The 12,552-nt window shown below is 42.6% G+C and carries 13 protein-coding genes and 1 pseudogene; 2 read left to right on the forward strand and 12 right to left on the reverse strand.

From position 1 onward, the window contains the following. The first annotated feature begins 13 nt into the window (after positions 1 to 13). Positions 14 to 688, forward strand: a complete 675-nt coding sequence (locus tag PW252_RS07695) for a DNA alkylation repair protein (protein WP_248049077.1) — start codon at positions 14 to 16, stop codon at positions 686 to 688. Position 689: 1 nt separating this feature from the next. Then, entirely contained in the window at positions 690 to 1,247 is a 558-nt protein-coding gene (locus PW252_RS07700) for a GNAT family N-acetyltransferase (protein ID WP_248049079.1), read from the forward strand. 22 nt (positions 1,248 to 1,269) lie between these two features. Here the strand turns inward: PW252_RS07700 and ftsY are convergent, their stop codons facing one another. The 12 genes and pseudogenes from ftsY to PW252_RS07760 all read right to left on the reverse strand — a co-directional run bounded on the left by ftsY (position 1,270) and on the right by PW252_RS07760 (position 12,506). Then, on the reverse strand, positions 1,270 to 2,535 hold the full coding sequence (ftsY, locus tag PW252_RS07705; protein ID WP_248049081.1) for a signal recognition particle-docking protein FtsY: 1,266 nt from the start codon (positions 2,533 to 2,535) through the stop codon (positions 1,270 to 1,272). A 1-nt stretch (position 2,536) separates the two neighbouring features. Further along, positions 2,537 to 3,349 carry a Cof-type HAD-IIB family hydrolase gene (locus PW252_RS07710; RefSeq protein ID WP_248049083.1) on the reverse strand — a complete coding sequence of 271 codons (813 nt, stop codon included), beginning with the start codon at positions 3,347 to 3,349 and terminating at the stop codon, positions 2,537 to 2,539. After that, positions 3,339 to 4,151 (reverse strand): Cof-type HAD-IIB family hydrolase, encoded by an 813-nt coding sequence (locus tag PW252_RS07715; protein WP_248049086.1) that lies wholly within the window; start codon positions 4,149 to 4,151, stop codon positions 3,339 to 3,341. The genes PW252_RS07710 and PW252_RS07715 overlap by 11 nt, the downstream gene beginning before the upstream one ends. A 118-nt stretch (positions 4,152 to 4,269) precedes the next feature. Next, positions 4,270 to 4,638, reverse strand: a complete 369-nt coding sequence (locus PW252_RS07720) for a VOC family protein (RefSeq protein ID WP_248049089.1) — start codon at positions 4,636 to 4,638, stop codon at positions 4,270 to 4,272. Positions 4,639 to 4,680: 42 nt separating this feature from the next. Then, the gene (locus PW252_RS07725) at positions 4,681 to 4,971 is read right to left on the reverse strand and encodes a LapA family protein (RefSeq protein ID WP_248032494.1); all 291 of its coding nucleotides are present in this window, start codon (positions 4,969 to 4,971) and stop codon (positions 4,681 to 4,683) included. 430 nt (positions 4,972 to 5,401) lie between these two features. After that, a pseudogene (locus PW252_RS07730) lies at positions 5,402 to 7,026 on the reverse strand (IS1182 family transposase). Between the two features lie 418 nt (positions 7,027 to 7,444). Beyond that, complete coding sequence (locus PW252_RS07735) at positions 7,445 to 8,155, reverse strand: ABC transporter ATP-binding protein (RefSeq protein ID WP_002937288.1); 711 nt, start codon at positions 8,153 to 8,155, stop codon at positions 7,445 to 7,447. Then, the gene (locus PW252_RS07740; RefSeq protein WP_248051158.1) at positions 8,155 to 8,919 is read right to left on the reverse strand and encodes an ABC transporter ATP-binding protein; all 765 of its coding nucleotides are present in this window, start codon (positions 8,917 to 8,919) and stop codon (positions 8,155 to 8,157) included. The genes PW252_RS07735 and PW252_RS07740 overlap by 1 nt, the downstream gene beginning before the upstream one ends. Further along, entirely contained in the window at positions 8,919 to 9,866 is a 948-nt protein-coding gene (locus PW252_RS07745) for a branched-chain amino acid ABC transporter permease (RefSeq protein ID WP_105124204.1), read from the reverse strand. Before PW252_RS07745 ends, PW252_RS07740 begins: the two co-directional genes overlap by 1 nt. A gap of 2 nt (positions 9,867 to 9,868) precedes the next feature. Next, positions 9,869 to 10,756 (reverse strand): branched-chain amino acid ABC transporter permease, encoded by an 888-nt coding sequence (locus tag PW252_RS07750; RefSeq protein ID WP_105118804.1) that lies wholly within the window; start codon positions 10,754 to 10,756, stop codon positions 9,869 to 9,871. A gap of 162 nt (positions 10,757 to 10,918) precedes the next feature. Beyond that, positions 10,919 to 12,088 (reverse strand): ABC transporter substrate-binding protein, encoded by a 1,170-nt coding sequence (locus PW252_RS07755; RefSeq protein ID WP_248051161.1) that lies wholly within the window; start codon positions 12,086 to 12,088, stop codon positions 10,919 to 10,921. A gap of 151 nt (positions 12,089 to 12,239) precedes the next feature. Continuing rightward, positions 12,240 to 12,506: a DUF2129 domain-containing protein gene (locus PW252_RS07760; RefSeq protein ID WP_248051163.1), complete on the reverse strand. Its 267-nt coding sequence runs from the start codon at positions 12,504 to 12,506 to the stop codon at positions 12,240 to 12,242. Between the last annotated feature and the right edge of the window lie 46 nt (positions 12,507 to 12,552).

A 12,552-nucleotide genomic window follows, 5' to 3' on the forward strand; every position in this document is an offset into this window, starting at 1 on the left:
TTCGGAGATATTTATGACTGAATTAAACACCATTCTCACCCAACTCCAAGCAGCCAGTCATACTGGCACCCTCAAGCGCTATGAAAAAATTGGCGAAACCAATCCCTACTACGGCGTTCCTATGGGAGCTATTTCTGGTATCGCCAAGGCCTATAAAAATCGACTGGACTTGTTTGCCCCACTCTGGCAAACAGGTGTCCTAGAAGCACAATATTTAGCCATTCAAATTGCAAAAAATAAGCCTGACCAGCTTCTCCAAGCTGACCTAGAGAATTGCCTCAATGAACAAATTTCGGTCAATGTTCTCGATAAGTTGGCTTCCATTATCCTCAGCAAACGAAAAGACAGCAGGGTTTGGGAAGAAGACTTGCTTGCCAAAGACGAGGCCATCTTTAACAGACTAGGCTGGTTTCTCCGCGCCAAATACTTTGCGGGTAAAACGGCTTCAAATCAAGAAATTGAAGAAACTCTAGAACATATTCGCCTGCATTTACAAACCGCAGACCCACAGGTTCAATGGACCATGAACCAATGCTTAGTGGAGATTGCAGTTGCCTATTCTGACTACCTTGAACAGGGCCTTGCAATCGGTCAAGAATTGGCAGTTTATGCGGATATGAAGGTGCCAAAGGGCTGTACTTCTGCCTATGCACCCGACTGGATTGAGGCATTATTAAGGAGGAAATGAGATGCAACATAAAGGAACTCAGGTATTAGAAACCCAACGCCTAGTCTTACGCCCCTTTCAAGCAAGCGATGTTGAATCAGTTTTCCAAAACTGGACTTCAGATGAAAAGGTTACCACCTATCTGACCTGGCCAACTCATCAGACACTCCAAGATACTGAAGACTATGTCCAGTTCTGTCTTCAATCCTATTCACAAGAAAAAGCGTACAGGTGGGCTATTGAATTCAAAGAAAGTCAGCAACCCATTGGAGATATTTCCGTCGTCAGTCTAGATGAACGGGTACATGCTGCTGAATTGGGCTGGGTGTTAGGTAGTAAATGGTGGGGACAAAATTATATGCCAGAAGCCCTTGAAGCAGTCACTCACTTTCTGCTGGAAGAAGTTGGTTGTTTACGGATTACGGCTGTTCACGATAGTGAAAATCGTCCTTCTGGTCGTGTCATGGAAAAAGTCGGTATGACCTATGAAGGAACTCTCCGCCAAGCCGCTCGAAATAATCGTGGTATTGTTGACATTGCTGTTTACTCACTGCTACATACAGATAGAAAAAGTCGCTAGTTTTTCAACTAACGACTTTTTTCTATACCAATCCTTCCAAAAGTCCACGCATGAACTCTTCGGATTTAAATTCTCCGATGTCATCAATTTTCTCACCGAAACCAATTAGCTTAACTGGTATATCCAGTTCCTGACGGATGGCAAGGACAACACCACCCTTGGCTGTACCGTCTAGCTTGGTCAAGACTAGACCAGTCAAGGGAGTAATTTTTGCAAATTCCTTGGCTTGACTGAGGGCGTTTTGTCCTGTCGAGGCATCTAGCGCTAACAGCGTTTCATGCGGTGCTTCAGGCAGCGTTCGTTTAATGATACGGCCGATTTTTTCCAGCTCTGCCATAAGGTTGTCTTTATTCTGCAAGCGACCTGCCGTGTCAATCATGAGAATGTCCACGCCTTCTGCCACGGCACGTTTGACCCCGTCAAAGACCACACTGGCTGGGTCTGACTTTTCAGGACCAGTCACTACTGGCACATCAACACGGCGGCCCCACTCGACCAACTGAGCCACCGCACCTGCACGGAAGGTGTCCGCCGCAACCAGCATAACCTTCTTGCCAGCCTGCTTGTACTTGTAGGCCAACTTACCGATAGACGTCGTCTTCCCAACCCCGTTAACACCGACAAAGAGCATGACCGTTAGGTCGTCTTGGAAGTTGATCTGCTCGCTGAATTGACCGTCTTTTTCGTAAATATCCACCAATTTTTCGATAATCACACGACGGAGTTCATCTGTCTTTTTAGCCTTCTGTAGTTTGGCTTCATAGCGGAGCTCCTCTGTCAGTGTAGAGGCTACTTGCACGCCTACGTCTGACAAAATCAACATTTCTTCCAATTCTTCGAAAAATTCTTCGTCTACTGAACGGAAATTAGCAAAGAATTCGTTAAGTCTTGCACCAAAGCCTGTACGCGTCTTTTTCAAGGTCCGCTGGTACTTGTCCTGCTCACTTTCCTCCTCGACTTGAGCGATTTCCTGAACAGGCTCTTCTTTGGCCTTGGTTTGAATGGCAGGGTCAAAACCTTGTTCCTGCGCTTCTTTAACTCGAGCTGCAGCAGCTTCCTTTGCCGCATAATATTGGGCCATCATGTCTAGCGTACGCTGTTTCTGTGCTTCTTGCTCAGCATTCAAGTCAGTTGGTCCTGGACTATCTTGTTCAGGAATAGTTGACTCCGTTTCAGATACTTCAGTGTCCTTTTCAGAAACCAACTGCTCTACTTCAAGTTCTTCAACAACTTCTTCTCTAGGCTCTTCTTGAGCCTTTTGTCCAAATAATCGATCGAATAATCCCATACTAGTCCTCGTTCAATACATAGTGTTCAACAGCCCAGGCAATGCCGTCCTCATCATTGGTCTTAGGCAAGACTACCTTGGCGGCAGCTTTTATCTCATCTGTGGCATTAGCCATAGCAACACCCATACCAGCCCATTCAATCATAGAAAGGTCATTGCCTTCATCGCCACAAGCCATGACTTCTGACTGGTCAATTCCAAGATGACCAATCAACTTAGCCAAACCATTTGCCTTGTGGACACCTTTGGGGCTCCACTCAAGCAAAATATCACGCGATTTAAAAATCTCAAAACGTTCGTGCATTTCCGCAGGAATTTTCGGAATTTGTGCATCCAAGAAATCTGCATCTACTGCTGATACTGCCTTATTGTACACAAAGTCCTCTGGCAATTCGTCATCAGTCACCTTGATTTTATTCAAAAGGGGGTTAGCAGTTAAATAGAGAGATTCGTGGGCAGCTGGTAGAGAGTATACATCCCCTCCATAGACTGCATCAAGGGGTAAATCTAGTTCATTAGTCACCTGACGAATGGCACGGACTTCCTCAATGGTAAAGCCCACCTTATCCAAAACCCGACCTGTATTTTCTTGAACCAGACCACCATTAAAGGTAATGGAGTACTGTTTTTCACCCAGCAAATCTAATTCTTCCAAAAAAACGCCAATGGCTTGCAAGGGGCGTCCTGTAGTCAAAACCACATAGACCCCCTGATCACGCGCAGCTTGTAGAGCTTTTTTATTTGCCTCTGAAATCCGTTTATCAGATGTCAGAAGCGTTCCATCTAAATCTAATGCGATTAACTTAATTACCATTTACTAATTCCTCCATGTAGGCCATCACGGCTTCTTCATTACAATGCCCAATAACCAAGTCTGCTTGTGTCTTGACTTCATCAACTGCATTTGCGGTCGCAACAGAAAAGGTTGCCAGCTTCATCATTTCTAGGTCATTTTGGTTATCTCCGAAGGCAATCAAATCCTTTCCAGACAAGCCAAAGTACTTGCATAAATGCGATAAACCAATTCCCTTATGAACACCTGACAAGATAATGTCGATTGAGGTAAAGCCCGTCGTGACAGCAGTCAATTGTTGAAAATGATTATTGATCCAGTCTTGCGCTTCTGTACGTATATCCTCATCAATATAGAGATTTAATTTAATAATATCCTCAGAAACATCCTCAAAACGTGGAAGCAAAACAATATCTTGGTAATAGTCTGATAGGACCTGATATAGATCATCTTCAACCGTATCCAACATATAAGAAGCCTTCAGACCAGATAGGGTGATATGCTGAGGTTTAACATATCCGCTCTTAAGCAGTTCATCCACCAAGGATAGATAGGTTGCCGGTTTAATGGGCTCATCCATGTAAATCGTCTGATTACCATACAGAACTACTGCTCCATTTTCTGCAACCAGGGCAATATCATCTAAGAAATCCTCGAACAAGAGTTTCAAACCTGGTAGAGAACGGCCACTTGCAGCAACAAACAGATAGCCCTCCGTTTTAAATTGAGCAAGTAGGCGGCGAAAACGCTCCTTGTCAAAATGATGATCCTCTCTTAGAAAGGTCCCATCCATATCGCTTGCAATTATTTTTTTATACAACATACAGTTCCCCTTATTTCTTCTATTATACCATAGTTCCTTTCAAATTCGAAGACTTGCTTCTCTCTTCCTTTGGTCCAGTAAAAGTAAAAACCAGCGGTACCCCACTGGTTTTACTTATTCATAATCCCTTCACTGCAAAATAATGTCCACTTGGGCTGGCAAAATTAAAGTTAGGGAATGGTTCTGCATTGACTGCGCTACACGTGTCTGTCAAGCCTGAAATACGTTTTTGAAGTCCCTCAATATCATCTGTTTCAAACAAAATGCTAGGCTTCATATCAATCACCTCTGGTGACACTTGACGAATAAACTCATTTGCGTAAACAGTGATGGTTGTCGTTGCTTCTGGATGTGGCTTCATATCAAAAGTTTCATAGCCCATCATCTCAGCTTCATTGAAGATTGTGAAACCAGCATCGCTCCAAAAAGCCTTCTCAGCAGCAACATCATCCACATAAAACATCAATCCAAATTCTTTTGTAAACATCATTTCTCCTTCTATTTATAAGGGCAATTTTTGCCAAGCTTACTAGCTTTGATCCACATTATCAGCCTTCTCTAGGCTTGGTAGAACTGGTATTTCTGACAATTCCTTTTTCAAACTCTTTATTTCGCTCTTTAATGTCAAGTGCTTGGTCAAACCAAGCAAATACTGGGAAACCATACCAAGTAAAAGTGAACCAATCATCACCAAAATCAAGGGCATTCTAAATTGGCCGAACAAGTAATTGACAACAACTTCCTGACGATTAGCCAAAGAAAGAACGACTGTCAAAATAATGACAAGCAGCAATCCAATAAGCGATAATCTCTGTTTCATCCTAACTCCTTTTCTACTATGACAGTCTAGCATAAGAAGACTGACTTGGCAAGGAAGTCAACTTTCCACGTTGAAGAATTGGAATATAAAACCAAGCAGATTGTCTACCTCAACTTCCTATTTCCCTACTAAAACAGCCTAATTTTGATTTAAAGAAAAACGCCTGCCGGCAGTTCCCATTTTCAACTTAAAACGTGGGGTAACCCATTTATAAATAAAACCGCTTCCCTACGGTTCTCATTTCCAACCTAAAAAGGTCCAAAAAATGAATAAAAGGAAAGACCGTCTGCCGACGGTCCCTATTTCCGACCTAAAACAACCCGTCAGGGTTAAGGACAAACCAGCAACGTACATTGCTAGTTTTCCTATTTCCCGATTAAAACAGCCCAATTTTGATTAAAAGAAAAACGCCTACCGGCGTTTCTCATTTCTAACCTAAAAAGGTCCAAAAAATGAATAAAAGGAAAGACCGTCTGCCGACGGTCCCTATTTCCGACCTAAAACAACCCGTCAGGGTTACGAACAAACCAGCAACGTACATTGCTGGTTTTCCTATTTCCAACTTAAAACGTGGGGTAACCCACTTATAAAGAAAACCGCTTACCAGCGGTTCAGAATGAAGACAAACATCTCGCTTGATGTTTGTCTTTTTCTGTTTATTGGTCTGATAGTCCGTCTTTTTGCCAGAATAGTGGCTATTTGGACAAAATAAAAAGGCTTCCCTGCCCTCATTTTTACCAATTTCTTGAGATTTAAACACGCCAAAGTCAGTCCAACCTTATCCTCCATTTTGGACTTGCCTTTCTCTCTTGTGTAACGAAGATTGTGGTACTCTTTGGCTGTCCCAAAGAGGCGTTCAATGGTTTCTTTCCGCTTCTGGTAGAGCTCCTTCATACCTTTCCTGTGCCGAATCTCTTCACAGCTTTCTAAAGCCTCTTTCCAAATGTGTCGAGTTACCACTTTCTGCTTGTTCTTGCTTTCTGTACAAATTGATAGAAGTGGACAAGTAGCACAGATAGCTGAGTCACTCTTATATTCCCGATAACCTTCTCTGGTTGTAGTGCGATAGGTTAAGACCTGATTCTCAGGACAGATATAACAGTCATAGTATTCATCATAGACAAAATCCTTCGAGCGTAGTTTCCCTTTCTTTCCTTTCGGTCGTGTATACGGAAAGACTGGAGTAATCTCTTGTTCTAGGAGGAAGCGAGCGATACTTGGGGTCTTATAGCCAGAATCGGCAACGAGAAAGCTAGGCTGAAAGGGTTGGAGTTTAGCGAAGAGTACAGGAAAGGCCTGGCTGTCATGGACATTGCCAGCCTCCACGCTATAAGCCAGAGCCCAACCATGCTTGTCACAAGCAACCTGAGCTGTATAAGCAAATACTTCCTTATGGTCCCCTTTATGAAACCAGCCACTTTCAGGGTCAGTTGTAGAAATTTTCTTAGCGATGGGTCCCTCCTCTTTTGCGGGCCCTAGCGGCTTTTTTGCATGCTTTTCTCTATCCCTGTTAATTTCAATCTCTAGCTGGTCACTCATAAACTTGGCTTGCTTTTCAATTTCACGATTGATGAATTTACGATTATTCGCCGCAGCCTTGATATGGGTACCGTCAATGAAAATTTCTGTTGGATCTATGAAGCCTGCATTGACGCAGAGACCTAAGATATGGGTGAAAATGCCTTCAATAACTTGTCTATCTTGAAAACGACGGACATAGTTCTTTCCGTAGGTAGTGAAATGAGGCACCTTATCATCCAGTCGAAGACCAAGAAACCAACGGTAGGCAGTATTGACTTCGATTTCCTTAATGGTTTGACGCATGGAACGAATGCCGAAGAGACACTGAAGGATTGGAATTTTAATGAGCAGAATAGGGTCAAGACTAGGACGCCCTGTATCATCGCTATAGCTATCTGCGACTAAGTCATAGATAAAGGAGAAGTCAATAGCTTCCTCTATTTGACGAAGGAGATGATCTTGAGGAACAAGGTCATCTAAACTGTAGAAACCAAATTGACCGCGATTGTAGTCTGGATTTTCTTTGTGTAACATAGCGATTCTCCCTCTGCTTATTAGCTAGTATTCCTATCTCTATTATACTACTTTACATATGAAAAAGCCGTTAGAAATATAATTCTAACGACTTTGTCTTCATTCTGAACCGCTTACCAGCGGTTCTCATTTCCAACCTAAAATGAGGCGTCAGCCTCGGGGGACAAACCAGCAACATGCGTTACTGGTTTTCCTATCTCCAACCTAAAAAGGTCCCCCGGACCTTGATATAAAGAAAAACGCCTGCCGGCGTTTCTCATTTCCAACTTAAAACGTGGGGTAACCCATTTATAAAGAAAACCGCTTGCCAGCGGTTCTCATTTCCGACCTAAAATGAGGCGTCAGCCTCGGGGGACAAACCAGCAACTTGCGTTACTGGTTTTCCTATTTCCAACCTAAAAAGGTCCCCCGGACCTTTTTAGCCACCCAGATATGCTTTTTTGACTTCTTCTGAGGCGAGGAGTTCTTTTCCTGTTCCTGAGAGGACGACTTTTCCTGTTTCTAGGACGTAGCCGCGGTCTGCGATGGCAAGGGCTTTGTTGGCATTTTGCTCAATCAAGAGAACGGTTGTTCCTTGTTTTTGGATATCTTGGATGATATCAAAAATTTCTTGAATGAAGATTGGGGCCAAGCCCATTGAAGGCTCATCAAGCAACAAGAGTTTTGGTTGGCTCATAAGAGCACGACCCATAGCCAACATCTGCTGCTCACCACCTGAAAGGGTTGCCGCATCTTGGTTCTTACGCTCTTCCAAACGTGGGAAGCGTGCGAAAATTTTCTTCAAGTTAGCTTGGTTTTCCTCGCGATTGTTGCGAAGAAAGGCACCCATTTCCAAGTTTTCCATAACGGTCAAGCCTGCAAAGACATGGCGTCCTTCTGGAACTTGTGACAAACCGTCCGCTACGATTTTACGGGCAGGAACTTTTTGAATTTCATTTCCAAGGAAAGAAATCGTTCCAGCTGACGGACGGACAAGACCTGAAATGGTACGGAGGATAGAGGTTTTACCAGCACCATTGGCACCGATCAAGGTTACAACTTCTCCCTCATTGACTTCAAAGCTGACATCTTTTACAGCCTCGATTACGCCATAGTTGACGGAAAGATTTTTAACTTCTAACATTGCCATTATGCTTCACCTCCAAGGTAGGCTTCAATTACGCGCTTGTTATTACGGATTTCTTCTGGAGTACCGTGGGCAATCAAACGACCGTATTCCAATACATAGATACGCTCCGTCACTTCCATAACCAAGCTCATATCGTGTTCAATCAAGATGATAGTAATGCCAAATTCTTCCTTGATTTTACGGATGAGTTGGGTCAATTCTGCCGTTTCCTGCGGGTTCATACCAGCCGCTGGCTCATCCAAGAAAAGAATTTTTGGATCAGTCGCAAGGGCACGAACGATTTCCAAACGACGTTGTTGACCGTAAGGAAGGTTCTTAGCCAGCGTATCCGCATCACCATCCAAATCGAAAATCTTCAAGAGGTCAATCGCCTTGTTTTTCAATTCTACTTCATTTTTATAAAATGCCGGAAGTCGCAAGAAACTTGCTAACACTTCAGATTTCCCGTGATTACCAAGACCAATCAATACATTTTCCAAAACCGTCATGTTTTTAAACAAACGGATATTTTGGAAGGTACGACCGAGACCTAGAGAGGCAATCTTAGAAGGAGCTTTACCATTCAAGATCGTACCAGCAAGAGAAATGGTTCCCTCACTTGGCTCATAAACACCTGTCAAAAGGTTGAAAAGGGTTGTCTTACCAGCACCGTTAGGACCGATAAGACCGACCAATTCACCCTCATGAAGTTCCATGGTCACATCACCAACGGCAGTCAAACCACCGAAGTTTTTGGTTAAATTTTTTACTTCTAGCAATGCCATTACTTAACCTCCTTCTTCTTGAGCAGAGCTGCCACGCTAAATTCTTTAGTTCCCAACAAACCACCTGGACGGAAGATCATCAAGAGGATAAGAGCCAATGAGTAGATAATCATGGCAATGTCTGAGTAGCTCTTGAGGAATACGTTCAAGATACCAAGAACAATGGCTGCCACAAAGGTACCTGTGATAGAACCCAAACCACCCAATACGATGATGATCAAAACGTTAACAGATGTCATGAAGGCAAAGTCCTTAGGAACGATGGTACCTACATAACCTGCATGAAGACCACCTGCAATAGCCGCTGTCATAGCACCGAATACAAAGGCAGATACCTTAACAAAGGTAGGATTAACACCAACTGATTCTGCTGCAATCTCATCTTCACGAACAGAAATAGTTGCACGTCCCATAGGACTACGCAAGAAGTTGACCGTTACAAGAGTTGTGATAATCACAAAAATGTAAACCAAAGGCCAGCTAGTAAAGAGAGGAATAGACATGATACCAGCCGCACCGTTTGTTACAGTACCACCATTGATAATCAAAATACGGATAATCTCCGCAACACCAAGGGTCGCAATGGCAAGGTAGTCACCTTTCAAACGAAGGGTTGGCAGACCAACCAAGAGTGCAACAGCACCCGCAAGCAACATACCGACAAGCAAGGCGATAGCGAAGCCACCATAAGTTGGCATCATCTTGCCAAGAATACCCACTGCGTAGGCACCAATAGCCATGAAACCAGCATGACCTAGAGAAAACTGACCTGAGAAACCAACAATGAGGTTTAGGCCCACAGCTAGGATAATTTGAATTCCGATTTGTTGTACAATCTGAATATAGTAGAAGTTGAGAATACCAGCTGCAACTAAGCCTTGAATAAGACCAAAACCAGCCAATAAGATAGCCAACCAGATTGCATTCACTTTAAGATTTTGCTTCATGGTTACACCTTCTCTTTCACGTTCTTACCAAGGATACCACTTGGACGAACCAAGAGGATGACAATCAATACTGTATACACAATTGCATCACGGAAGGTATCCAAACCAATCACATAGGTAAATGTTTCAATAATACCGATAACGAAACCACCCAGAGCAGCACCAGGAATAATACCGATACCACCAAGTACCGCTGCTACGAAGGCCTTCAAACCAGGAGTCATACCCATCAAAGGCTCGATTTGGTTGTAGTAAAGACCAAGGAGAACACCTGCAGCACCAGCAAGTGCTGAACCCAGTGCAAATGTAAAGCTAATAGTTCGGTTTACGTTAATCCCCATCAATTGCGCCGCATCGCTATCCACAGAAACAGCACGCATGGCTTTACCCATCTTGGTACGTTTTACTATCAATTGCAGAGCAACCATCAAGGTCAAGGCTACTCCTAGGATAATCAACTGGATATTGGTCACTGAAACTGGACCAAGATTGAAGGTCACGGCCTCCATAGCTTGTGGAAAGGCTTTTACATCAGCTGAAAATAATTTAATCATTCCATATTCTAAGAAGAAGGAAACACCGATGGCTGTAATCAAGGCCGCAATACGAGTTGAGTTTCTCAATGGACGATAGGCCAAAAATTCAATGACCACACCAAGAGTAGCTGTTCCAACCATTGCCAAGACTAAGGCAACAAAGAAACGGAGGCTACCATCTGCAATAAAGGTTAAATTATTCAATAGGAAGTAACCCATAAAGGCTCCCATCATGTAGAGGTCCCCGTGGGCAAAGTTAATCAGTCTGATAATTCCGTACACCATGGTATAACCAAGGGCCAAGAGGGCATATACAGAACCAAGAATCAAACCATTGACAAGTTGTTGAAGCATAGGTTCACCAATCTTTCTAAATATTTTTCAAGCTCAATAAGCATTGTTACATTATACAAAATTTTCTGAAAATAGGCAAGTTTTATTATATTTTTTAATCTTTAAAAAATAGGCTAGTCAATTCAAGGGAAAAAGAGGGAAATTCCCTCTTTAACTTGCTTATTATTCTGCTGAAATTGTATCAACTGATGTCTGCTCTCCATCAGTCAAACCAACAATGTAAACTGATTTCACAACATTGTGCTCTGCATCAACTGACATAGTACCTGTTACACCTTCGAAATCTTTCAAAGCTGCAAGGTTGTCTTTAAGAGCTTTTGAATCTGCTGCGCCTTCTGCTGCTTTTGCTGCCATATAAACTGCATCATAAGCAAGGGCTGCAAACATATTTGGCTCTTCGTTGTATTCTTTCTTATAAGCTTCGCTGAAAGCTTTCGCTTTATCACTAGCTGAAGTTACATAACCTGAAAGGTAGTAAACGTTTGTTGCTGCTGAAGCAGTTGCCAATTCAGTGAACTGTGGTGAGTCGAAACCATCTGAACCAAGGACTGGTTGGGTGATACCTAGACCACGTGCTTGTTTAACGATTGTACCAGTTTCATTGTAGTAACCTGGCATAACAATAGCATCAAACTCAGCATCTTTCAATTTAGTCAAAGCTGCTTGGAAATCTTTATCGCCTGAAGCAAATGTGATTTCAGAAACAATCTCACCTGCGTAAGCTTTCTTGAAGGCTTCTGCTACACCCTTACCATAGTCAGAAGAGTTGTCATAGTAAAGAACAACTTTCTTAGCTGACAAGTTTTCTGTCGCATACTTAGCCATTACTTGACCTTGGTATCCATCTGTAAAGGTTGCACGGAAGAAGTAGTCTTGTACTTCACCTTTGTCATTTACAACCAAGTTTGTTTGTGTACCAGAAGGTGTAATCATTGGAACACCTGCTGACGTCAAAGCGGGAATAGAAGCTGCTGCTGCACCAGATGTTGCAGGACCAATTACAATATTTGCTCCTTCACTTGCCAAGCTAGTTGCAACAGTTGCTGCTTCTGCAGTTTCAGATTTGTTATCTTTAGTGATAACTTCAATCTGCTTACCACCGATACCACCAGCTGCATTGATTTCTTTGACAGCAAGGTTTGCACCTTTTTCTTCATTTTGACCATAAGATGATACGGCACCTGACAACTCCAAGTTATAACCAATCTTGAAAGTATCACCGATAGCAGCACCTTGTGCTGAGCTATTTGTTGATGAAACGGTACCACAGGCAGCAAGTAGGGCTGCTGAGGCAAAGGTAGCAAGTGCTACTGCAAATTTTCTTGTTTTCATGAAAACTCCTTAAATCTTTCTTAATTTTTGCGATGTATCTAATATACTGAATTATCAGAAAATTGTCAACAAAAAAAGAAAAATTTTAAAAAAAATATTTTTCCACAAAAAAGCGAGTAGACCCAACCTCGACTACTCACTCATTTCACCATTAAATAATTGGTTCCTCTTCCCGCCACAAGCTACCAACGAAATTTTGATCTAGCTCCTTAATATAGGAAGGAAGAACCTTCTTAACAAATTTTTCCTTTTTTAATTTTTGGATGATAAGCTCAGACTGATCCTTATCCAAATAAATCAGAACATAACGCAATTTCTTTGAATGATAATGGATATCTCCGTACTGATTTAGCTTTCTAGCATCTCGATTGTAATGCAAATACACAGTTAGGCAGGTCCGTTCTCTCTTCTCAAACATGATTTCTCCTCTAAAACTTCTCTTGTTTTATTATACCTTTTTCAGA

Source organism: Streptococcus sp. 29887, assembly GCF_032595075.1.
Classification (GTDB): Bacteria; Bacillota; Bacilli; order Lactobacillales; family Streptococcaceae; genus Streptococcus; species Streptococcus iners.

What these genes read in the sequence shown, in the direction of transcription:
- PW252_RS07695 (WP_248049077.1), top strand. Translation starts at nt 14, where the DNA reads ATGACTGAATTAAACACCATTCTCACCCAACTCCAAGCAGCCAGTCAT.
- PW252_RS07700 (WP_248049079.1), top strand. Translation starts at nt 690, where the DNA reads ATGCAACATAAAGGAACTCAGGTATTAGAAACCCAACGCCTAGTCTTA.
- ftsY (WP_248049081.1), bottom strand. Translation starts at nt 2,535, where the DNA reads ATGGGATTATTCGATCGATTATTTGGACAAAAGGCTCAAGAAGAGCCT.
- PW252_RS07710 (WP_248049083.1), bottom strand. Translation starts at nt 3,349, where the DNA reads ATGGTAATTAAGTTAATCGCATTAGATTTAGATGGAACGCTTCTGACA.
- PW252_RS07715 (WP_248049086.1), bottom strand. Translation starts at nt 4,151, where the DNA reads ATGTTGTATAAAAAAATAATTGCAAGCGATATGGATGGGACCTTTCTA.
- PW252_RS07720 (WP_248049089.1), bottom strand. Translation starts at nt 4,638, where the DNA reads ATGTTTACAAAAGAATTTGGATTGATGTTTTATGTGGATGATGTTGCT.
- PW252_RS07725 (WP_248032494.1), bottom strand. Translation starts at nt 4,971, where the DNA reads ATGAAACAGAGATTATCGCTTATTGGATTGCTGCTTGTCATTATTTTG.
- PW252_RS07735 (WP_002937288.1), bottom strand. Translation starts at nt 8,155, where the DNA reads ATGGCAATGTTAGAAGTTAAAAATCTTTCCGTCAACTATGGCGTAATC.
- PW252_RS07740 (WP_248051158.1), bottom strand. Translation starts at nt 8,919, where the DNA reads ATGGCATTGCTAGAAGTAAAAAATTTAACCAAAAACTTCGGTGGTTTG.
- PW252_RS07745 (WP_105124204.1), bottom strand. Translation starts at nt 9,866, where the DNA reads ATGAAGCAAAATCTTAAAGTGAATGCAATCTGGTTGGCTATCTTATTG.
- PW252_RS07750 (WP_105118804.1), bottom strand. Translation starts at nt 10,756, where the DNA reads ATGCTTCAACAACTTGTCAATGGTTTGATTCTTGGTTCTGTATATGCC.
- PW252_RS07755 (WP_248051161.1), bottom strand. Translation starts at nt 12,088, where the DNA reads ATGAAAACAAGAAAATTTGCAGTAGCACTTGCTACCTTTGCCTCAGCA.
- PW252_RS07760 (WP_248051163.1), bottom strand. Translation starts at nt 12,506, where the DNA reads ATGTTTGAGAAGAGAGAACGGACCTGCCTAACTGTGTATTTGCATTAC.